Source organism: Shewanella sp. NKUCC06_TVS (assembly GCF_019345515.1).
Lineage (GTDB): Bacteria > Pseudomonadota > Gammaproteobacteria > Enterobacterales > Shewanellaceae > Shewanella > Shewanella oncorhynchi.
Genome location: NZ_JAHKQX010000001.1, coordinates 92,495 through 115,234, shown reverse-complemented (window position 1 = coordinate 115,234; position 22,740 = coordinate 92,495). Strand labels below are relative to the sequence as shown.

Here is a 22,740-nt window from a genome sequence, read left to right as displayed (position 1 = left end):
GCAGCGCCCCTCTTAGCGAATGTGTATAGTGATTTGCGCATCGGCCTGCAAACTAAAGCTGGCGTCTTTAAAGCTCGCAGGTCCAAAATTGCCGGCGTTATTGCTAAAACCATAGCCTTCACTCGGCACACCTAACATATTGGTATCTAAGCTGTGGTTGCCATTTTCATCGTGAAAGACCTTGACCGCATATTGGCCATCAGCGAGATCGCTAAATACCAGCCTATGCTCTGTCTTAGTGACGGGTTTTATCATAGACGCACTAGGATTGTGGCCTGCGGCGTAATCCTCGGCATTGGCGTAAAGCTCCACCATCAAGGCGCCGGTTTGTACTTGAATATTATCGATATCCACAGTCAGGGTATGTGTCTGGCTGCCTGTGGACATGGAGCCTGCCGACATACTTCCTGCAGACAAGAGTAAGCAAGCTAAGCCTGCGCCCCAAATCGCCGATAACGTCCTTTTCGTCTTATTAGCTTGGCGAACCTGTGTTGTCATAGCCGAGTTCACGTGTTTCATGTCTTACTCCTGTTATTTGCGCTGATAAGTGACTGCGATGGAGTTAGCTTAAAAAATCACAGGACGAAAAACAGGTGCCAAAAGTCATGAAACAAAAATTTAACAAGATGACTTTTGGCATAGTGACATCTGGCGCTGATACCTTAGAATGGTCGGCAGAATTGGATTAAGGAATCGTCATTCGTGCTAGAAAATCGATTAGCAAAAGAAGAGAACATTTTAATTGCCGCAGGAGTGCTCACTTGTGCATTAGTGGCTTGGGTTGGGATAAATCAAGCCGCATTACATACATGGCAAGGCATGCTCAATGCAACGCTTTATGGGTTGTATTTAGTGCAATTTATACTGATAGCTACCGATAAAGTTGCGCATAATAATATTCAACTTCGCCGCATAACCACGCTAGCGATGCCGTTAATCGTGTTGAGCTTAATGCTCACAGCAAACAACGCATTACTGCCTATCCTCTTCGTCATTTGGGCGTCACTGTTGCCTGAGTTTTTCAATCGCCGCCAAGCTATTTCACAGCTGCTGCTAGCCAACCTGGTTTATTACGCGCTGCTGAAATGGCAATTGCATGAACAAAGCAATGTGTTCAATATTTTGATTTATCTTGGCTTTCAACTCTTTGCCTACAGCAGTAGCCAAGCAAGGCTTTCTGAACGTAAATCACGTTTGATACAAGAACAGCTAAACCAACAGCTTATTGCCACTCGCGCCCTACTGAGCCAAGCCAGCGAACAGCAAGAAAGATTAAGGATATCACGCGATTTGCACGACATTCTCGGCCACCAACTCACAGCGCTTTCCCTGCAATTGGAAGTACTAAGCCATACCGCGCCCGAGGAGCTCAAACCTCAAGTTAACCAAAGTAAATCCTTAGCCAAAGAGCTACTTGAAAGTATTCGTGCCGTCGTCAGGGCGCAAAGAGTGCAAGTGGGATTGGATTTAGTCCCACCTTTAGAGGCACTGATGACCCGCTTACCCAGCGTCACTCTTAACTGCAAAGGGATGAAGCCACTGCAATCAGCCGAACTGACTCAGGCACTACTGTTAGTGCTGCAAGAAGGCATCAGCAACGCCGTACGTCACGGCAAGGCGAATCAACTGCAACTGAGCATGGAAGACTCCCAAAGCGCGCTGGTATTGCAACTAAGCGACAACGGCATGGGGCTAACACGGGGATCCGCGCGAAACGCATCAGCTAAAAGCGGCACAGGGCTAAACGGTACAGGACAGTTCGGTACTGGGCTCGGCGGCATGCAGGAAAGGCTACAACCCTTTAATGGCACCTTGGAGTTAAGAGCAAATGACTCGGCGCCCGGCTGCCAACTCACCCTCACACTCCCTGCACTCGCTTAACTTTTTATTAAAAACGCTTTGGGATCTCTATGGATACGCAAAACAACATTATCAGTGTCGGTTTAGTAGAAGATCAACAATTGGTTCGCCAAGGTATCGCTAGCCTGCTCGCCATTTCCGACAACATTCGCGTGTTATGGCAAGCCGAAGACGGTCAAGATGCACTCAAAAAGCTTGCCAGCAATCCCGTCGATGTACTGCTCAGTGATATCCGCATGCCAAATCTTGATGGTATCACCATGCTCAAACAGATACGCCAGAGTGCCAATAGTTTACCTATCATCATGTTAACCACCTTCGACGACAGTGAGTTATTCCTCAATAGTTTACAGGCGGGAGCCAACGGCTTTTTGCTCAAGGATGTGTCACTCGACAAGTTACTGCACGCCATCGAAACCGTCGCCAAAGGCGGCTACTTGATAGAGCCTTCGGTGCTCAAACAGATGAGTGAGCCTAAGCCCACACCTAACATTGTGGTAACTAGAAATGAATTACTGTCGGAACGGGAGCGGGAAATTCTCAGTTTTATGGCGGGTGGCTTCTCCAATAAAGAAATCGCCAATGCGGTATTTTTAGCCGAGGGAACAGTAAAGAATCATGTCTCTAACATACTCACTAAACTCGATTGCAGAGACCGTACCCAAGCTGTGCTCAAAGGATTGCAACTGGCATTGATTTAACCCATTAGCATTAAACCAAACCCGATTGCCAACAAAAAGGGCCATTTAAGGCCCTTTTGTGCTCATCTAAAGCGATGAGTTATGACTAAAACCTAACGAAGATCCATCTCTTGGATAATTTCATGGGCAATAGCGGGCGTTGTACAGCTCGGGGTTTCATGCAAATCCGCTTTTAGCTGACCTTTACGGTGCTTAAGTGCTGCATCTAATTTTTTCGATGCAGCTTTGATTGCTGGGTACATAACCTCATCGGTACCTGAAGCAGAAATACGGCTTCCTTCATAATTCGTACGAAGCTCAACCTGATACTCGCCATGCTCTTTCGCAATAATAATGTCCAGTGCGATCAGAGAGGGGAAATGGGTGGCGATTTTTGCAAATTTTTCGTTAACATCTTCTCTAATAGAATCAGTAACATCGACGTGGTGACCAGAAATATTTATTTTCATAGGTTGTCCCTTTTAGTGTCATTACTTTTATTTTTGCTTCACTAATAGAGCTTGGGGCATGCAGGATAAAACACAAGGGTTATTGGCAAATATTTCGGTCAACTCAGGTATTAGCATCTCCTAAATGTGACCTCCATCAAGAAGTCAAAAATAAAACAGCGAGAAAAACATGATTAAGTGATTGATTTATAAACAGGCATTAATAATAAATCAATCACAAAATGCAATACGACATAAGGTAAATACGCTTAATATTTACGTTGCACACTCTGCTGCCAAAACTGTTGGGACAAATGATGCGTCTTGGTCGATAAACGCGACACTTGATCACCCCGCGCTGCCGCATCGAGCGTCTGCTCTAAACTCTGCTGAGCCAAGTCGCTGATCACATGGATGGCTCGGCTAATTTCTGCGGCCACCGAAGTCTGCTGCGTCATCGCCGCCGCATTATCATCACTCAAAGAATTAATTCGCGAAATAGATGAAAGCAACTCGCCAAAAGCCACACTCGCATCTTGCGCTAAGCTAACCGAACGTTTTACCTGTTCCTGCCCCGCCATCATGGTCGAGGTCGCCCTTTGAGTGCTTTCCCTAAAACGGCTAACAATTAACTCAATTTGCGAGGTGGATTGGCTAGTACGGCTCGATAACTGCCTGACCTCATCGGCCACCACGGCAAAACCACGACCACTCTCCCCAGCCCGCGCCGCTTCAATTGCCGCATTTAAGGCTAATAAGTTAGTTTGGTCGGCAATGGCACGTATGACTTCGAGCACTTGGTGAATCGCACTGCTATCTTGTTCAATAGCTTGTACAACATCGGAAAAGTGGCTCACTTGCACACTTAACTGATGTATTGCATCAATAACCGTTTCTAAACGAGAATGCCCGCGTTGAGCCGCCTCATGGCTCGACACCATTTCCGAGGCAGTGCGATGAATGTTTCCCGTTACTTCAGCAAAACTGGCACTCATCTGCTCCATCGCAGTCGCAGCTTGCGTGGTTTGTTCACTCTGACTATCGGCATGCTCCCAAGTGTTTGTAATGGTTTGTTTAAGGCTGACACTTTGTGCTTGGATCTCACTGGCAGAATCAGCCATACGGCCAACAACGCCACCAATTTCAGTGATCAAAAAACGTAGGGCGAGGTCTAATTTACCGATCTCATCTTGGCGGCCGGTGTACACGCCCGTAGCGACGGGATCGTCAATAATGTTGGTTGCCATAGACACAAGCTTTTGCAGCGGCTGCATCAGGTAATACCATGCTAGGCACGCGAGACTCATTCCCACCATCGCGGCAACTATGGGGGAATAACTGGCAATCATCGCCGTAGCCGTAATCGAAACCAACATGGCCAGCAGTATTTTACCACTGAAACCTAACCTATCTTTACGCAATACTTTAGGTTGCTTGCCCTGATTAATAGCACTGTAAATACTCTCAGCGGCTTTAATCTGCTCAGGGGTAGCTTGGCGACGAACAGATTGATACTCATGAACTTTACCATCTTCATACACAGGCGCGACGTAGGCATTCACCCAATAATAGCCGCCCGTTTTGGTGCGATTTTTAACTATCCCCATCCAAGGCTTACCCTGCTTAATTCGCTCCCAGAGGATCTTAAATGCAGCCGCAGGCATATCTTGATGGCGCACTATGTTATGTGGATTCCCTTGCAACTCAGTAACACTAAACCCACTGATCTGCGAAAAGGTCTGATTCACATATTTAATGTTTCCCTTCAGATCCGTCGTTGATAGTAAAATCGCATTATCTGACAGGTGTGTTTCACCATTTGTAGAATTTTTATGCATAGGGTTATCAGGCTAGGTCTCGGTAAAAAAGATAACGCATTCTGCCAAAACCGTCGTCTATCAAAATTGATAAAGCTCACATTGGCAGCATAAAAATTAACCTAACGCTAAACAAGCAGTAACCACTAAACACATATCAACAAATAAAAACAAACAATTGTGACAGGGCGCTCGTTACGCTACATACGTTAAACTCGTCACCCTACACTCGCTAAAGCAGATTAGCTTAAGATCACAAATTCACATTCGAATCTAAATGATATCGTTTATCATTTGAATTAACTAAGTTATACTTCTCGCGGTTAGCTATCTACTGCTATAGAAATGCATTCGTCGTTAAGCCAAAAAGCTCAAGCACACTTTGCAGAATCAACAGTAGCGGATAGCCATAACAGACCCATATTGGCTCGAAATGAGAAGTGGCACTTATGTCTAATACACCCGCGTTTGAAACCTCAACGCAATCTTCTACAACTCAAATGCGCTCGATCTCGCTGATTTCGCGGGGAATTGTGCAATGGTTTAAGCAAGAGCAATCGCAGTTTGCCTTCAAAGTCTTTGCGCGTGCGAGTGCCGCTCTAGTGGCGGGTTATGTTGCGGCAGCAACCTTGGCTTGCCTGCTGACATTAGTGCTACCTATGCCGCGCTTTGAAAGCACGATAACGGCCAATATGTTAGCTTTCCTGTTTTATGCCATTGCTATTATTTATGCCTTTTGTGTGCGTAAAACCTGGCATGCGTGGCGAGATTTAGGCTTAGTGAGTTTGTTATGTTTTGGATTGATCAAGGTATGTGGGCAATAAGATGAAAGAGACATTTTTTAGAACTTTATCTTGGCTACATACCTGGGCAGGCTTGCTGGTATGTTGGGTATTATTATTGATCTTTTTTGCGGGTAGCTTGAGTTATTTTCGCCATGAGATCAGCCTTTGGAATGAACCCGAATTACACAAAGGGGTTTATCAAGACTACCGAGCCGATACCCTCGAAAACCAATTAGATAAAGGTCAAAGTTACATAGAAGCGCATTCGCCGGCAACAGCGCAGCGCTGGATGATAGGTTTTCCAACTGAACGAACCCCCTTTCAAAGCGTTAGCTGGCAACTGCCACCAGAAAAAGGTCAGCGTCGTGGCAAGACTGAAGAACATGTAGCCTTAGCAGATGGCAGCGGCATGATCTCAGAAGTGCGTGAGAGTCGCGGCGGTGATTTCTTCTATCGTCTGCACTTTGACTTGCACTATATGTCTGCTATTACAGCCCGCTATATCGTCGGCGTTTGCACTATGTTTATGCTGATCGCCCTTATCAGTGGCATAGTGATCCACAAACGGATCTTCAAAGATTTGTTCAGTTTTAGACGGGATAAAGGCGCTCGCTCTTGGCTAGACGCGCACAATGTGAGCTCTGTCATCGCCCTGCCCTACCATTTGATGATCACTTATACAGGGCTTATTACCCTAATGCTTATCTATATCCCATGGACGGTTAATACCGCCTATTCGGGTGATAACCAAACTTTTTTAAAAGAACTTAATCCCGCCAGACAAACCGAGAAAGCCGCGGGGATTAGTGCGCCACAGGTGCAACTGAGCCAATTACTACCTCAAGTGAAAGCCGCATGGGGCGATGCGCCAATTAAGCAAGTGATAGTGTCATACCCTAAAGATCAAAATAGCCAAGTGACCTTTTACCAAAACACAGGTAAAGATGTGACCGATGAAGCCAATATTTTGATATTCAACGGGGTAAATGGTGAGCTTAAATATGCCAGCCCGCACGAAGCCTCTGGAGCATCCGCGACTTACGATACTATGATGTCGCTGCACACAGCACGTTTTGCGGCACCGCTGCTAAGATTTTTATTCTTTTTCTGCGGTTTATTAGGCTGCGCTATGATCGCGACAGGCACTTTGATGTGGGCCATTCGTCTACGTCAAAAACAGCAAAAATTGATCGATAAAGGCGAGAAACCAAGCTTTGGATTACGTTTAGTTGAAGGGTTAAACTTCATGTTTATCTTAGGATTACCCTTAGGCACTGTAGCCTTCTTTTACGCCAATCGTCTCTTATCGACAAGTTTTGCAAGCCGCTCTGAATGGGAAGTTCACAGTTTCTTTATCGCGTTAGCGGCAATGGGAGTTTGGGCTTTCTTGGGTCGTTCACGTCGCCAGTGGCAAACCGCATTACGACTCACAGGGATTTTGTGCTGTGCGCTGCCTGTGCTCAATGCCTTCACATCACCAAGCAATATCATCGACAATATCCAATCCCATCAATGGGCTTTAGTCGGATTTGACGTGCTCGCAGTGCTACTTGGTAGCGCTATGCTATTTGCCAGTAAAAGAGTGACTTTGATTGCTAAGGCCCCCGCTAAACGCCCAGCAAAAGCAAAAAATGCACGTAGAAGCGAATCCCAAACATCCCTTGCCAGCGACCTTAGCTCGTCATCTTCATTGGAGGAAGCCAAATCATGATGCCAGAATTTATCCCCCTACTTGGGATCTTAGGTTTGAGTTATCTTTCCCTCGCCCTGTTTGCTTTAGCTAAATTTGGTCACTTCAAGGATGTGTTCAATCGTCCACCAGCACAATGGCAAAGTCATTTGCTAACCTTGTTTGCTTGGTTACTACTGGCGTTTAGCTTAAGTGCCTGTGCGAGCGATCAGGGCTGGGCCTACGGGAGCATTTTGTTTATGGGAATAATTTCCCTCGCGGCAATGCTGGTCATCCTAACGTTAAGCTACAGCCCGCGCCATTTACCGATAGGAATCGTCACTGGCAGCGTGCTCACTGGCACTCTATTACTGAGTGCTGGGATCTAATGTCCAGCTAACACTGGCATGGCGATCATGGCTAAGTGAGCACCGCTAGGCTATAGTGCCCTGATGTCCTTCAGATAGGAGAAAATAATGGGCTTTAACTTAACGGTTAACTGGCAAACCTCGCCCGCCGAAGAAGGCGAATTTTGTCGAGACCACAGTATTACCTTTGGCAGCGGCCAGACGATTCAAGCCTCGTCGGCACCGGAATACAAAGGCAATGGGCAAAATGTCAATCCAGAGGAAAGCCTGTTGGCTGCATTATCCTCATGCCATATGTTGACCTTTCTAGCAATTGCACATCTTAAGCGCTTACCTGTAACCTCTTATGTGGATAATGCCACTGCAGAGCTAGGTAAAAACGATGCGGGCAAGTTGGCCGTGACAAAGATGGTGCTTAATCCTAAGGTCATTTTTGCTGAAGGGGTCGAAGTCAGCCAAGAAACCCTTGAGAAAATTCACGAGAAAGCACATGCAAATTGCTTTATCGCTAATAGTTTAGCAACAGATATTCAAATCAAGTTTTAGGATTTGAGCAGATCTTTATGGCCCGCTGATGGTTTTCTTAAGCGGGCTTTTTTATTGCCGCACCGTAACTTAATAGCTGTCTGAATCATTGCTATCATCGAATTATCCGCACCACCTAACCATCCACATAGTTTAACTTTTCACCATTATTCAGCTCAGGTCCAGCTTTTAAACAGTACGATAGAAGCCAATCTTAGCTTGGTATCATCTGTTGGAGTTAAAAGATGCACATTCAACCACTGCGAAATTCCCCGTCTGTCACCCACAAAAAAATGTCTCCACTGCTGAATTCACACAAGTTAACAATGCCGTTCAAACCAGCGCACCCGCGTCAACTGATACAGTAACGCTTTCTAACGATGCAAAACAATTGGCGGCGAATGCGCAAAAACCAGCAGAAATGCCAGCACTGAGGGATAACATAGAAACCTTAGTCGAATTGAAACACGCGAAGATGAAGTATCAAGTGATCGCCGACATGACCAATTTAGCGACAGGAACGAGCCAAGGGATTTCAGCGCCAACGGCCTATTATCTAAGCCATAACGAAGACGCGAGAGCAATGACAGTTAATCACCTTGCCCAACAACAGCAAGTGAACACTATGCAAACCTATGCGGAAACAAGTAAAAATGGGAATAGAAGTATTAATGAATGGGCATAAAAATGGGTGTTGTCTCGGGAACCAAGAGACAACACCCTAACTTTGTACGCGGACATGCTAGCCGAGATACCTTAAATTTCGGTTAAATACTGAATTTAAATATCAATTACTTAGCTTTAATATCCTGTGCCATACCTTTTACAGGCAAAGGTTGCACTTTTAAGGCTGGGATTGGCTGTTTAACCAACTCATCCTTTAAATAACTTATTGCAGTTTCAAGCTGCGCATCTTTTCCATTAAAGGTAGCAAAAGGTAAGTTATCGACTTCAATATCCGGCGTTACGCCATGGCCTTCAAGCACCCAGCGGCCATCCATTGCATACTGTGGATACTCGGCCACCCGCGCCATCCCTTTATCAGTCAACGCATTTCGCCCAGATAACCACACGCCCGCCCCTGCCGTTTGCTTACCAATTAAGGGCGCAATACCGAGTGCTTTAATCCCTGCGGAGAAGGTTTCGCCGTCGGAATAGGTCAGTTCATCGGTTAACACCACTAAATGACCGCGGAAGGTTTGCTGCATATTGGTGTTTGGCGTGCCATGGGTGGGTTGCCAAAACGCCCAAGCGCGGCGTAGTAACTTTTCGATAATCCAACTGTCAATATTGCCACCGCGGTTACGGCGAACATCGATAATCAAACCCTCTTTATCGTAGTTGGCATAAAACTCACGGGCGAAACTTTCAATATCACCACCGCCCATGGCATATAAGTGCAAATACCCCATCTTGCCCTGACTTGCATCCTCGACCACTGCCGCGTTATGGCTCACCCAATCTAAGTAACGTAATTGACTGTCCACCACAGCGCTAACGGGCATGACGATAGTTTTATGGGTTTGGCTACCACGCTTAAGCTGTAGTAATACTTGCTTATCCTGTTGATTGCGCAGAAGACGCGTGACGTCGGCCACATTCACCACTGGCGTGCCATTAATAGCCAACAGCATATCGCCTTCTTTAGCATCGACTTCGATACGATTTAACGGTGAAGCATTAGCCGGTAACTCAGGATCGTTACTGTAAATGTGCGCAATTTTAACGCCATCTGCAGTTTGTTGTAGGCGCGCGCCAAGACTTGCCGATTTAGCCGCATCGGGATCTTGAGGTATGTCACCACCGCGCACCTGTGAGTGCAAAGAATCTAACTCACCCATCATTTGCATGAAGATGTCATTCAGTTCGTTACGATCGGTCAGGCGGTCGAGCAAAGGCTGATACTTAGCCTTGGTCGCTTGCCAATCGAGGCCACGCATCTTCTTGTCGAAGAAGGATTCCCTGTGCATCAACCACGCATCTTCAAACATTTGTTGCCATTCAAGCTGCGGAGAAATCGCTAACTGCCATTGTTCCGTTTGCACTTTGGCATTATCCGTATCGCCTAATTTATCGCCGCCATCAACAATCAGGAGTGATTTCTCATTACTGTGCTTACGTAGCATCAGCTTTTTACCATCGGCAGAAACCTCATATTGGCCAATGTCCTCGGCAAAAACCTCGGCTTTGGGGCTTAATCGGTCAAATTTGATGGTCATTAAATTAGGAGCGACATCGTCGCCAATAGCTTGATCTAACAAATAAAGTCTATCATCGACGACGCGCAGCTTACTGTAATTTCCTGAATCGACAGGCACCTGCCATAAACGCTGGGAGATCCCTGCCCAATCGATTTTCACTGAACTCGGTTTATCCTTAGCATCGGTTTTTTCAACTTGATTAGATTCGAGTTCATTGGGTTTACTAAAGGGGAATTTGGCATTTTTGACCAGTGCGATGGCAAAAATTTGGCTGCGTTTATCAAACACAGGACCCATGTTTCTATCGCCCCAAGGTGAACTTGGTGTTGCGCTGAATTGGCGGTTTGACAGGAAATATAGCCACTGGCCGTCACTGCTAAAGGTTGGCGAATAGGACTCGTATTTGTCGCTTGTGAGCGTCTCTGCCTTATTTTCATCCACAGAATACAGGACGATTTGCGGTCTTTGTTTACCGATTTCCGACTTAGTTAATGCAATAAAACGGCTATCACCGGACCAGCGGATATCGGCGTAAGGCCCAAGTCCCTCGCCGTTAGTGATGATTTTTTGATTGGTATTTTTCTTTAAGTCGAGCAGCCAAACGTTACCATCGTTATCGTCATGGGCGATAAATCGACCGTCACTGGACAAATTAAGACTCATTCTTAAAGTATGGCCGTCTTTGGTTAACTGTTTAGCGCCACTGCTGCCATCAGCAGGGAATTGCCAAATTTCCTGCTGACCTGTCATGTCGCTAATCGCATAAACCGACTTGCCATCTTGGCTCAACACAGCTTCCCTTACGCGATAAGTCCCCGGCAGTGCAACTTGAACTAAACGCGAGCCATCAATACCCGCGATCGCCACGTGGCTGCGGGCGGTAATCACCACTTTATCGCCAGCGGGGGCCAAATTAGTCGAAGAAGCGTAATCCATAGGATCTTTTACCCAATGCTCACGGCGCTCGGCAAAATCGGAAGTGAGTTCAATATTGAGTAACGAGTCTTTAGCGGCCGCAATATCAAACACATGGATATCCGCACCTAACTGGAATACCACTTTGCCTTGGTCCATCCGCGCACCGCGGACTTGCCAATCTTTAAATTGAGTCAACTGTTTTGCATCTGAACCATCGAGCGCACTCGACCAGAGGTTGTCGTTGCCATCGCTGTCGCTAATAAAATAGAGTCTGTCCTGCCATAGCATAGGTTGGCGCACTGAGCCGTCGTGTTGGCCGCTGAGCAACTGTGCTTCGGTTTTGCTGCCGAGTTTAAAGCGCCATAATTCACCTTTTGCGCCGCCACGGTACACTTTGGCATTATCGCCAGTCACTTGCAGACCAAAGCGGGTGAAGTACACGTATTCGTTGCGATCATCAATCACACCTTCAACTGCATCGGCTAAGGGTAAATCTGTGGTGGTGAGGGTTTGAGGATCGACGCTGCGCAGCATCCAATTATTAGCAGGACCAAAGCCCGTGTCGGTGGAATATAAAATCTCGCCTATGGCAGTCCAGCCCTGAACTCGTACACGGCTATTCTCAAAAGTCACCCGTTTAGCAACACCGCCCGTAATGGGGATCACATACACTTCGCTCGCGCCTTCATAGTTGGCAACATAAGCAACCCACTTACCGTCGGCCGAAATAGTCGCCCCTAGCTCTTCCGCAGGTAAACTCGTTAAGCGAGTAGCCGCTTTTTGACCTAAGGTCTGAGTCCATAAATCCCCTTCTGCAGTAAAGACTAAGGTTTGATCGTGCAACGCGGGCGCACGGTAATACCCATGATTGCTCACCGCATCGGCAGCGATGGTTTGGAACGCTGTTAATGTGCCTAGGGCAAGCATACAGCAGGCGACAGAATGGCGAAGTTTCATGTATGACCTCTATCCTATTGTTATTTTTAGCAATAGACTCTTTACTACGAGATTTTGCTAGCAGATTTAGCGAAGAAATTCTTGCCATGGGCTTTTGTAAAAACCACAATCAAGTCCAAAGCATGACAATTGAGCCCAACAAGCTAGCAGAATTTGATAGAGAGTTCAGTAACTTCGAGTCAGAGAAGTTTTAGCAAATGTGTCACATCTTAAATCGCGGAGGAGCAACTGAATAAAAGACAGGATTCATTAGAGGAAAACATCAAAGATCATAGCGTTACCATATTGCACTAGGATAAAAATATACCAGAGTCGGACATGAGTGGCTAACGTGAAGGGCTAATGTTAAGGGCTGACATACAGCGTCTTTAGCGGACTGTTTAGGCGGCTCATATTAGACTGTTTCGCCAGTGTCATTTGTTGCCATTTATTGATCACTCGTGCAATTTCACCGTTATCCATCAATGCCTTAATCGCATGATTAAACTGCTCTAACTGACTTGTCTTGATACTCGCTTTACTGAACATTAAATGAATATGGTTTTGATCTAACACTAACTTAAGTGGCACTAGCTTGATGCGTTGATGCTGGCTGGCAATATAGGGCATGGCTAAGGTATCTCCGACGATCATATCTCCTCTACCGTAGATAAGCATTTGCACAGACTTATCTGAGTCGGGACTTAATACTAACAAGTGCTCCTGCTCTAATCGATATTGAGATTCTTGATAATCTGCACCATACCAACCGCTAGAAGGGACAAGTAGACGCAATTTTTTGGTAAAAATGTCCTCCCATTTATCGATATTAATCTGATCTTTTTGCTCATCGAGTACAAATAAGCGCAGCTCTTCATCCCGGTAATAGGTTGAAAAAAGAGCATAGTTTTGACGTTCATCCGTCATAGTCGCTCCCATCAACACATCTAACTGTCCTGCTCGCAACATCTGATGCGAGCGCTTAGCGGGCACATTAATAAAATGAACTTCACAACCAAGATACACTGCAAATGCCCGCATCAGATCCACATCTAAGCCTTGGGCTTCTCCTTGAGGATCTTGCCAAGCATAGGGAGGCCAATCGTTGTAACCGACTTTAATCGTGTTCTTACAAGGTAAAGGGCTATTGACCTGCGACGCACTTACAGCGGGCAAGACTAAAAAAAGCATAAATAAGACAGGAACGTATTTAAACCATGGCATAGGCTAAGTTACTTGCCTCTTAAGTTGATGATCCTCTCTTGATTAAGATGAAGTATAACGATTCAGCGTCAGACTTCCGCGAGGGGGTTCTACCTCAGTAAGCGTAGTTGTCACTTAGATAGCGCGCCATAAACACCGACGAGATCACAGTCAATTAGCCTAAAAAAGGGCGAGGAATAATAACAAAAAAGCACAACAGCCAAGAGTGAGATCTAAACGACTCACTATACTGCAATAAAGGCTAAGCCTGAACGCAGGAGATAAAATAAAGTTTTATAAATTTAAATCAGACACTTATAAATAATAGCAACAACTTTAGTGGGATCCCCCATATCGACTTGTAACCAAACTATGTGTGTTCCCCCCAATTCCTCACCCTGAGCCGTGGCGGACTCTTTAGCTTCATCAAGCTGGTTTTCATGGCGGCTCACCCCAGTGACTAAAGCAAAACTATCGCAGTGGGTGACTTCAAAATCGTAGGCCACGTTAATGCGACGATATAGTTCATGCTGCTTGGTCGCACATCCAGATATTAAAACGCAAAAACATGTACTTAACAGAAAAAATTTAGACAAATCAATTAACCCACAGATTAAACACGCGGGTGAACATAACTAATTGCAACCGATAAAATTGTGAACAATGTCACATATAAGAAACCAAGGATAATACAGAAAGTTACAAATATTAATTAAATATCATGTAGTTAACTAAGGGTTGTTTTATGTTCGCTGGTAACACAAGCTCATCAATTCCCCACCATAAAACTCACACTTGTAAAAAAAGGGAGCCAAGCTCCCTTCCTGCTTTTACGCCATGTTATTCCACTGCTAGGCAGACATCAGTAGGGCTAAAGCCCTTAAGCTAATATTTTGAATAAATGCACTTTTAATGCAGCAAAATCTGCCGCTAATTCCGCGGATAAGATGGGCTTACTCGCAACAGCTTCAAGCTCAGGCGGCAAGGGTAAGTTAAGCGTTAATTCTCTATCCACAACATCCTTAAATTTAGCGGGATGCGCCGTCCCCAAGAATATGCCCACTTCATCGGGCACTAAAGTTAAAGATAAGGCCTTAGCCGCAATCGCCGCGTGGGGCTCAGACACATAACCTTGAGCGTGTAATTCGGCCAGTGCCTGTGACGTTTGTTCCTCCGATAAACGAATACCCACTAAGCTACTCAGTGGCCAAGCTAATTTCTCACAAATGGCTTCCACACGCGGCCAGTTACTGGGTTCACTCACATCCATGGCATTGGACATAGTCGCTTGAGTCGGATTGGGCTGCCATTGGCCATTGTCTAAATAACGCGGCACTGTATCGTTGGCATTGGTCGCGGCAATAAAGCGTTTAACTGGTAATCCCATCGCTTTAGCGAATAAACCTGCGGTGAGGTTGCCAAAGTTACCACTTGGCACTGAAATCACAGGATCGGCTTCATGGCGTTGTTTAGACTGGGCAACCGCTTCAAAGTAATAGCAAATTTGCGCTAGTAAGCGGCTGATGTTGATAGAATTTGCCGAGTTTAAGCTCAACCCATCGCGGACTTCGGGATCATCAAAGGCGCGCTTAACCAGATCTTGGCAGGCATCGAAATCGGACGAGACGGCAACTGTATGGATATTCTTGCCCAAAGTCGTGAACATCTTTTCCTGTAGTTCACTGATCTTGCCCTTAGGATAGAGCACCACCACATTGACTTTCTCAAGCCCATAAAAAGCATCGGCAACCGCGGCGCCAGTGTCGCCCGAGGTCGCGGTTAAAATGGTTAAACGCGTGTCACCCACAAAGGCATTAACGCATTGCGCCATAAAACGCGCCCCAAAATCTTTAAACGCCAGTGTTGGACCGTGGAATAATTCGAGGCAAGCGCGCTGCTCATCGACGGCAACCAAAGGTAAATCAAAGTTAAAGGCACGCTCAACTAATTCATCGACCGCATCTTGGCCTAACTCAGAGGCAAGCCATGCGCCGAGTACTTTTTTACTGCGCTCAACGAATGGCAACGCCAGCAGCCCTTCAATATCGTCTAGTACGGGTATTTGACTAGGAAAGAACAAACCTCTGTCTTTACCTAACCCCAGTTGTACCGCTTCTTTAAAGCTCACTTTCTGCGAAGGGTATTTTAAATTATATAGTTCCATGCTCACTCAACCTTTTGATGCTAAACCTTAAATGCTAATTTGGGGTACTTAGTCTTAGCTAAATTAACTATTAATCGACTCTACGCGTACCTTGCTCATCGAGGCGACACACGTGGGCAAAGCCACCCACCTCGGTGAGATAATGCTGTTCTAACCAGGCTTTAGCGGTATTTGCCGTGGCTAAATCATCGGTAATCGAAAACAGCGTTGGGCCGCTGCCCGAAATCCCCGTAGTCAACATGCCTAAATCGGCTAAAGCGGCTCTGGCCTTGCCGTAACCCGGAATCGCGGCGGCGCGATAGGGCTCGGCTAACACATCCTTTAATACGCTGATCGCAAGCTTGGCATTCTGCTGGTATGACGCATGAACAAAAGCGCTTAAATAACGGCCAAAATCGATAGTGACACTTTTATCATATTGATCCGGCATGAGTTTGCGCATCATTGCCGTTGAAAGTGAAATCCCTGGATAGGCCACAACCCAATACCATTCTTTAAAACTCGGTATCGCTTCGCAAACTGTGCCCGGCACATTGAGCATCAATTGCATGCCGCCCAAATAACAGGGGGCAACATTGTCATAGTGCACACTACCGCTGATCTTCCCTTCAAACTCGCCCATCAGTTCAAGCAGTGCTTGCTCGTTATAGGGTCTATCAAAATGTTCATTCAGGGCATATAACGCCGCCACGACAGAGCTTGCACTCGAACCTAAACCACTGCCGACGGGCAGGTTCTTTTCCAGTGTCAGCGCTACGCCTCCATCTGCTTTACCCTGCGCAGTTAAAAACTCCTTACTCATGGCTGTTAAGAAGAATTCGGCACATTGGTACACAATATTGTCTTGCGGATTATCAGGTAGTTTATGGGCCCAAGCGCCGGTCTGTATCAGACTCACACCCGACGCTGCCGCGGCGATAGTCACTCTATCGCCCAGTAAACTGCCATCAATCGGCGCCAAAGCAGCGCCAAGTAAATCAAATCCGACTCCTACGTTACCCATAGAGGCTGGAGCGTAAACGGTCAAACTCATACACTCACCTCACGAGTCCAATTCAAGGTTCTTAATACATCGGCAAAGGCACCAGCAGCGGTCACTTCAGTCCCTGCGCCATAGCCGCGTAGCACAAAGGGAATGGGCTGATAATAGCGGCTATAGAACGCTAAGGCATTTTCACCGCCTTTAACGCTATAAAGCGGATCCTGTGTATCCACTTCGGCGATACGCACACGGCACACACCATCCTCAATTTGCCCAACATAACGCAGCACTTTACCTTGGGCTTTGGCCTGCGCCACTTTTGCGGCAATTGCGACATCAACTTGCGGTAATCGTGCCATAAAGCTTTCAACATCACCTGAATCATCAAACTCGGCTGGCAATACAGATTCAACCTGCACATCACTGAGCTCTAACTTTAGTCCCACTTCACGGGCAAGAATGAGCACTTTACGCGCCACATCCATACCACTCAAATCATCACGGGGATCGGGCTCAGTAAAACATTTTTCCCGCGCAAGACCAGTCGCCTCGGAAAGCGTCATACCTTCATCGAGCATACCGAAGATAAAGGATAAAGAGCCCGATAAAATACCGTTAAACTTATGCAGTTTATCACCCGCAAATAACAGTTTTTTCAGGTTGTCGATCACAGGTAAACCCGCACCAACTGTGGTTTCGTATAAGAATTGGCGACGCTGTTTTAATGCCGTTTGGCGCAGTGCTTGGTAATAAGCATAATCGCGAGTGTTCGACTTTTTGTTCGGCGTGACCACATGCAAACCTGAGTTCATCACATCCAAATACAGATCCGATACTTGCTCGCTCGAGGTGCAATCCACCAGCACAGGATTAAGCAATTGTTGCTCTTTCACCCATGCAAGTAACGCTGGAATATCACAGGCTTGCTGACTATCGGAAAGCAAACTAGACCAGTTGCTTAAATCGATGCCCGCACTGTCGAGTAACATCTTGTTCGAATTCACTATGCCGCAAACACGGATACTGATGTGCTGCTCTTTGAGCATGGCAGACTGTTGTTTTATCTGCTCGAGCAGGCCTGCCCCTACATTGCCGCAACCCACTAAAAACACATCTAAATACTGCTGCACATCGAAAAAGCCTTGATGACAAGCCGCCACCGCATGCTTAGTCTTACGCTGCTCGATCACAGTCGAAATCGACCGCTCGGATGATCCTTGGGCAATGGCGATAATGTTCACGCTCGCCTGCGCTAACGCTTGGAAGAAACGCGCTGCCACGCCTTTGTGGGTGCGCATGCCATCACCAATCAAAGACACAATTGCCAGCTCATGACGCATAGCAATAGGTTCAAGCAAGTCACTTTTTATTTCTAATTCAAACTCTTGCTCTAAGGCCCATTTCACTTTGGCCGAGTCAGACGTCGCCACACAGAAGCTAATACTGTATTCAGAGGAGCTTTGGGTGATTAAAGACACAGACACGCCGCTGCGGGAAATCGCCGCGAGAGTACGGCTTGCCATGCCAACCATGCCTTTCATGCCTGGGCCTGATATATCGAACATGGTCTGGTTATCTAAATTGGAGATAGCTTTAACCTGTAAGCCCGTTTCATCGGCTTGGTTTGATACCAGAGTGCCGGGCGCATCGGGGTTAAAACTATTTTTGATATAACAGGGAATATGGAACTGAGCTATGGGCGCAATCGTCTTAGGATGCAGCACTTTAGCGCCAAAATAGGAGAGTTCCATCGCCTCTTGATAGCTGAGTTGTGACAACAGCTTAGCGTCGGCAACCACACGGGGATCAGTATTATAAACGCCGTCAACATCGGTCCAGATTTCACAACTTGACGCATCTAAACAGGCGGCGAGCACGGCAGCAGAATAGTCAGAACCATTACGGCCTAACGTCACCACTTTGCCCTGTTCATCGGCGGCGGTGAATCCCGGCATTACCCATACACGCTTTTCACCTAATGCCAACGCACGAAACCTTGGCTTACTCACAGCGATATCTACCACGGATTCTAACGGCCGACCACGACCCAGAAACAAGGCACGCGGATCGAGTTGAGCAGACGTGATCCCCTTAGATAGCATCACTTGTTCCATCAAGGCTGCAGATAAACGCTCACCTGCCACCACGATTTCAGCACGTATGCCATCGGGACACTCTTGCAGTAAGCTAATGCCACGTAATCTATCCTGCCAAATCACCAGCTGCGCATTAAATCCAGAAAAGAGCTGTTCACTCTGCTCACTCGACAACATTGAAGTAACAGCATCTTGGTATAGCGAGGTAAATACCCGCTCAACATGCTGCAGCACAGACGAATAATCTTCACCTTTAACGGCTACATCAACCATTTCTATTAACGCATTTGTCACAGTCGCCGGGGCCGATAGCACAGTGGCTATGGGTTCAAGCTTAGATGACTTAGCAACGATATCCGCCGCCATCGAGAATCGCTGCCAATTTGCAAGCGAGGTACCACCAAATTTCATTACTTTCATCTTGTTCTCCTGTACCGCGCCCGACTTAGAAATAAGAGCTAGAAACAAAAAAGCCCGCTTCTTTGTGGGAAGCGGGCTCATCGTTAAAATTCTTTAGGGTGTATCAGCCCGCCCCCACTGTTGTTGTAGTGGTGGTTGTAATAATGGTAGTTACTACGAAACCTAGGCTATGCATGTGTTTGGGCTAATCCATGTTAATTTCTTGATAAACAGAATTGCTTTTTTTACCCGCGCTTGTCAACCCCTAAAATGGATTATTTATAGGCAAATATTAACGCTCGATAAAATACTGCATCAAGATTCGTTAATATGAAGTTTTCTAGGGGTGAAAATGCGATTTACGCAACAGATAACTGTTGACGTCAACGTAATACGGTACGAAAAACATTAGATAATCACTTGTTTTACATCTGATTATTTATAATGCATTTTAAAATAATGCGTTATTTGTTCTACCTCATCACTCAGGCTAAATTAACAGGCTAACGAGCAAAAAACACATTACTCATCCTTTCTACCGTAAAGCACCGACAAATTTGCCTAAAAAAAACCTGTGCGATATCTAACATAAGCCACTTCAAATTATCGCCAGCACTAAAAAAGCACGTTATTATGCGCGCACATTACGAATTGGAGGCGATATGAAGATCACTCAACACAGCGCGGTAACCATTCATTACCGTTTATCAGATCAAGAAGGCAGACTATTAGAAGACTCTTTCGACTCTGAACCTATGCTATATCTACACGGCACTGAAAACCTGATCCCAGGTTTAGAAGCCGCATTAGATGGTAAAAGCAAAGGCGAAAAACTCGATGTCACTATTAGTGCCGAAGAAGCCTATGGCCCTTATCACGATGGCCTACGTCAAGCAGTGCCATTAGAAGCCTTTGGTGATATCGAAGATATCGTCCCAGGTATGCGCTTCATCGCTGAAACTGAAATGGGTCAGCGCCCAGTTCAAGTCATGGAAGTGAAAGACGATGTGGTTATCGTCGATGGCAACCATCCTTTAGCGGGCCAATCGCTCAATTTCAGCGTCGAAATCGTTGACGTTCGTGAAGCCTCAGCCGAAGAAATCGCTCATGGCCACATTCATGCCCAAGGCGGTTGTGGAAGCCATGGACATGATCACGACCACGGCGGTGGATGCTGTGGCGGTTCAGGCAAACAAGAAGCGGGCGGCTGTTGTGGTGGTGGTTCAGACCACGATCATGAACACCACCATGAAGAACACGAAGCCTGCGACACACCTAAAACAGGCTGTGACGGTAATGGCGGCTGTGGTTGCCGCGGCTAAACAAAGCCTGATACCAGAAGTTAAACGAGAAGTTGTTTATCCGTAAGTGATTAAACTGCCATTGTTTAACCTTTTAAAATGCACGCCCTTAATTTAAGGTCGTGCATTTTTTATACACAAGCGTTTATAATATTCGTAATAGATAAATAACTAACTGGTAAATTGAAGTATTCAAATTTTATATGAATAGTTCAATTAGATATTGATATCAACCTAAGTTAAGCGACGGAGTGCTTATGTTAACCAAACCCCTTTACGAAATTTTGCCTTTTGGCTACATGGCGCTCGGTAGTTCGAGTTTTATTGCACTCGACATCAACTATGCCTTGATAGCGGCAACTGTGGTATTTGTATTAGGTGCGAGGATCTACGTTATGCGTTCTCAAAACCGTCGAACAGACTCGGCTAAGCGGCGTAAATCGGGTTATCTTCCCGAGATAATTTATAACTTCCTACCTTTTATCTATCTCTTAGCAGCGCTGGCTATCTTTAAATTCCTTCCCAAGGATCTTTACCCAATTCTGGCTATCTGTTTACTCAGCTACGGCTTATACATTCTGGTTCGTCGTTCCCTCTATCGTCGTCATAAGCTTCCCATCACGCCTTAAGGCTTAGTTCTATTCACCACAATAAGAGCATCACAAGAGTTGTATCCAGGTAAACACTAACCAATTAATTTTTGAACTTTCGCCCTATGCTCAGAAGACATATTCTTCAAATAATTAGAACAACGTGTAATCGTTGCAATACTGACTTCATATTCCGCAGCGATATGCCTTTGACTCATTTCCCCGTCTAGCAGCAATTGAAAGACCTTCAAACGTCCGGCAACGGCACTACGTTCTTCTTCGGTTAACAGTAAATGAAACAACACAGAAAGATCTTCATAATTGCTGTGGCTCAAAATTTTTTCTAATACTAGATCCCAGTTAGCTCGCATAATCACCCTCATAAGTACTGTTCAAGCATTACATTAGCAGTCTAACAGATTTAGCCTACTTACAAATAAATTGTTACGTTTAGCCGTCTTATCCAGACAAAAACTGACAAAATTGCTTCTAGTACATCAAGTTAATTTGTGTACAATAGGCGTGCAATGTCACACTTCGACGCTAATTTGTGAGAATACGATGAAAAAATTACTACTTACTCTCGTTGCCAGTACCTTATTGGCTTCAACTGCACAAGCACACAATTTCGAAGACTCTAAAGATGCAATTGAATACCGCCAATCTGCATTTGGTCTTATTGCTTATAACTTCGGCGATATGGCTGCCATGATGAAAGGTAAAAAACCTTTCGAAGCAGAAACCTTCGCAATGCGCGCAACGAATGTTGCTGCATTATCCAAACTTCCTTTCGAAGGTTTTATTGATGGCTCAGACAAAGGTGATACCGAAGCCCTAGCCAAAGTTTGGCAAGACAGAGCTGATTTTGATGCAAAAATGAAAACCTTCCAAGAGAATGCTGCCATTCTGGCTACTGTAGCTCAAAAAGGTAATCAAGCTGAAATCAAACAAGCCTTTATGGACACAGGAAAAAGCTGTAAAAGTTGTCACGACATTTATAAGAAAGATTAATTTGACGTTGTTTTTCCCATCAAAAAGCCTGCTAAATAGCAGGCTTTTTGATGTTCCCAAACTGAGTATAAATCTACAGAACTTGCACTATTGGCCACATTAAATAGCCAAATACCACTGCCGCGCATACTGTGAACAGCACTAAAGCAAGCCACTCAGACTTGAATCGAAGCTCGCTCTTCGCACTTGATGAAAAAGCAACCTTCGAGACTTTCTTGTAACCACTGATCATAGCACCAACTAACTTATCCCCTTTCATGGCATGAATAATCACAGCCAGTACATGAATGACACTCAGCAAGAGAATAAGGTTAAAGTTCGTTTTGTGTAACCAAGTCAAAAAACCACTGGTATCTGAACTGACATAGCTATATAGCGGACCTTCGGTAAAAATATCATCGGTCGCAAAAAGGCCTGTTACTAATTGAAGGCTAATGATCCCAATCAACGCGATGACCATATAGCCACCGATAGGATTGTGTCCAAGTACCACAGACATCCCTTTAGTTCGAATCGATCTCAAGTAATCGAGTACAACTTTGGGGTGATGAACAAAGTGGCTAAACCTTGCCGTATCGCTACCAATGAGCCCCCAGAGGATCCTAAATCCAATAAGGATCAGCAAACTATAAGCAAAAATTTGATGCCACTGCATTTCGCCCGCATCGGCACTCCACCATAAAAGTGCCAACAGACACACCATGCCCCAATGGAAAATTCGCGTGGGTAAATCCCAGACCTTAATTTTAACATGTTCAGTATTCATAAAATGGGCAAACTCAAAGT

The 22,740-nt window shown here is 45.7% G+C and carries 21 protein-coding genes; 10 read left to right on the top strand and 11 right to left on the bottom strand.

The window, feature by feature from the left end; all coding sequences use genetic code 11:
- Positions 1–12 precede the first annotated feature (12 nt).
- On the bottom strand, positions 13–519 hold the full coding sequence (locus tag KO531_RS00510) for a DUF2141 domain-containing protein (RefSeq protein WP_219250104.1): 507 nt from the start codon (positions 517–519) through the stop codon (positions 13–15).
- 183 nt (positions 520–702) lie between these two features.
- Between KO531_RS00510 and KO531_RS00505 the strand changes: the two genes are divergently transcribed.
- Both KO531_RS00505 and KO531_RS00500 read left to right on the top strand, forming a co-directional pair.
- Positions 703–1,881, top strand: coding sequence for a histidine kinase (locus KO531_RS00505; RefSeq protein ID WP_219250103.1), 1,179 nt, complete (start codon positions 703–705; stop codon positions 1,879–1,881).
- Positions 1,882–1,910: 29 nt separating this feature from the next.
- Positions 1,911–2,561, top strand: a complete 651-nt coding sequence (locus KO531_RS00500; RefSeq protein ID WP_219250102.1) for a response regulator transcription factor — start codon at positions 1,911–1,913, stop codon at positions 2,559–2,561.
- A gap of 92 nt (positions 2,562–2,653) precedes the next feature.
- Here the strand turns inward: KO531_RS00500 and raiA are convergent, their stop codons facing one another.
- Positions 2,654–3,010: a ribosome-associated translation inhibitor RaiA gene (gene raiA, locus KO531_RS00495; RefSeq protein ID WP_028760784.1), complete on the bottom strand. Its 357-nt coding sequence runs from the start codon at positions 3,008–3,010 to the stop codon at positions 2,654–2,656.
- A gap of 248 nt (positions 3,011–3,258) precedes the next feature.
- The gene (locus KO531_RS00490) at positions 3,259–4,827 is read right to left on the bottom strand and encodes a PAS domain-containing methyl-accepting chemotaxis protein (protein ID WP_219250101.1); all 1,569 of its coding nucleotides are present in this window, start codon (positions 4,825–4,827) and stop codon (positions 3,259–3,261) included.
- Between the two features lie 428 nt (positions 4,828–5,255).
- On the opposite strand from KO531_RS00490, the gene KO531_RS00485 reads away from it, so the two are divergent.
- The 5 genes from KO531_RS00485 to KO531_RS00465 all read left to right on the top strand — a co-directional run bounded on the left by KO531_RS00485 (position 5,256) and on the right by KO531_RS00465 (position 8,838).
- Positions 5,256–5,630, top strand: a complete 375-nt coding sequence (locus KO531_RS00485) for a DUF3649 domain-containing protein (RefSeq protein WP_105249833.1) — start codon at positions 5,256–5,258, stop codon at positions 5,628–5,630.
- Position 5,631: 1 nt separating this feature from the next.
- A complete protein-coding gene (locus tag KO531_RS00480) occupies positions 5,632–7,302 on the top strand; it encodes a PepSY-associated TM helix domain-containing protein (protein ID WP_219250100.1) in 1,671 nt (556 codons plus the stop codon).
- Positions 7,299–7,649, top strand: coding sequence for a DUF3325 domain-containing protein (locus KO531_RS00475; RefSeq protein ID WP_131523018.1), 351 nt, complete (start codon positions 7,299–7,301; stop codon positions 7,647–7,649). Before KO531_RS00480 ends, KO531_RS00475 begins: the two co-directional genes overlap by 4 nt.
- 87 nt (positions 7,650–7,736) lie before the next feature.
- Positions 7,737–8,174 carry an OsmC family protein gene (locus KO531_RS00470; RefSeq protein WP_131523019.1) on the top strand — a complete coding sequence of 146 codons (438 nt, stop codon included), beginning with the start codon at positions 7,737–7,739 and terminating at the stop codon, positions 8,172–8,174.
- 211 nt (positions 8,175–8,385) lie between these two features.
- The gene (locus KO531_RS00465) at positions 8,386–8,838 is read left to right on the top strand and encodes a hypothetical protein (RefSeq protein ID WP_251068796.1); all 453 of its coding nucleotides are present in this window, start codon (positions 8,386–8,388) and stop codon (positions 8,836–8,838) included.
- A gap of 106 nt (positions 8,839–8,944) precedes the next feature.
- Here the strand turns inward: KO531_RS00465 and KO531_RS00460 are convergent, their stop codons facing one another.
- The 6 genes from KO531_RS00460 to thrA form a co-directional block, all read right to left on the bottom strand.
- A complete protein-coding gene (locus tag KO531_RS00460) occupies positions 8,945–12,229 on the bottom strand; it encodes a S41 family peptidase (RefSeq protein ID WP_219250099.1) in 3,285 nt (1,094 codons plus the stop codon).
- A 345-nt stretch (positions 12,230–12,574) separates the two neighbouring features.
- Entirely contained in the window at positions 12,575–13,432 is an 858-nt protein-coding gene (locus tag KO531_RS00455; RefSeq protein WP_219250098.1) for a transporter substrate-binding domain-containing protein, read from the bottom strand.
- Positions 13,433–13,713: 281 nt separating this feature from the next.
- Entirely contained in the window at positions 13,714–14,007 is a 294-nt protein-coding gene (locus KO531_RS00450) for a hypothetical protein (protein WP_113940650.1), read from the bottom strand.
- A gap of 284 nt (positions 14,008–14,291) precedes the next feature.
- Positions 14,292–15,575, bottom strand: coding sequence for a threonine synthase (gene thrC / locus KO531_RS00445; protein ID WP_219250097.1), 1,284 nt, complete (start codon positions 15,573–15,575; stop codon positions 14,292–14,294).
- Between the two features lie 70 nt (positions 15,576–15,645).
- Entirely contained in the window at positions 15,646–16,608 is a 963-nt protein-coding gene (gene thrB, locus KO531_RS00440; protein WP_219250096.1) for a homoserine kinase, read from the bottom strand.
- Entirely contained in the window at positions 16,605–19,073 is a 2,469-nt protein-coding gene (gene thrA, locus KO531_RS00435; RefSeq protein WP_219250095.1) for a bifunctional aspartate kinase/homoserine dehydrogenase I, read from the bottom strand. Before thrA ends, thrB begins: the two co-directional genes overlap by 4 nt.
- A 641-nt stretch (positions 19,074–19,714) precedes the next feature.
- Here thrA and slyD point away from each other — a divergent pair.
- Together slyD and KO531_RS00425 are read left to right on the top strand one after the other, a co-directional pair.
- Positions 19,715–20,374: a peptidylprolyl isomerase gene (slyD, locus tag KO531_RS00430; RefSeq protein ID WP_219250094.1), complete on the top strand. Its 660-nt coding sequence runs from the start codon at positions 19,715–19,717 to the stop codon at positions 20,372–20,374.
- A gap of 236 nt (positions 20,375–20,610) precedes the next feature.
- Positions 20,611–20,982, top strand: coding sequence for a hypothetical protein (locus KO531_RS00425; protein ID WP_028760798.1), 372 nt, complete (start codon positions 20,611–20,613; stop codon positions 20,980–20,982).
- A gap of 56 nt (positions 20,983–21,038) precedes the next feature.
- On the opposite strand, the gene trpR is transcribed toward KO531_RS00425, so the two are convergent.
- Positions 21,039–21,314: a trp operon repressor gene (trpR, locus tag KO531_RS00420; RefSeq protein WP_028760799.1), complete on the bottom strand. Its 276-nt coding sequence runs from the start codon at positions 21,312–21,314 to the stop codon at positions 21,039–21,041.
- Positions 21,315–21,504: 190 nt separating this feature from the next.
- On the opposite strand from trpR, the gene KO531_RS00415 reads away from it, so the two are divergent.
- Positions 21,505–21,954: a cytochrome c gene (locus tag KO531_RS00415; protein ID WP_219250093.1), complete on the top strand. Its 450-nt coding sequence runs from the start codon at positions 21,505–21,507 to the stop codon at positions 21,952–21,954.
- 73 nt (positions 21,955–22,027) lie between these two features.
- Here the strand turns inward: KO531_RS00415 and KO531_RS00410 are convergent, their stop codons facing one another.
- The gene (locus tag KO531_RS00410; protein WP_219250092.1) at positions 22,028–22,720 is read right to left on the bottom strand and encodes a cytochrome b/b6 domain-containing protein; all 693 of its coding nucleotides are present in this window, start codon (positions 22,718–22,720) and stop codon (positions 22,028–22,030) included.
- Positions 22,721–22,740: the final 20 nt, after the last annotated feature.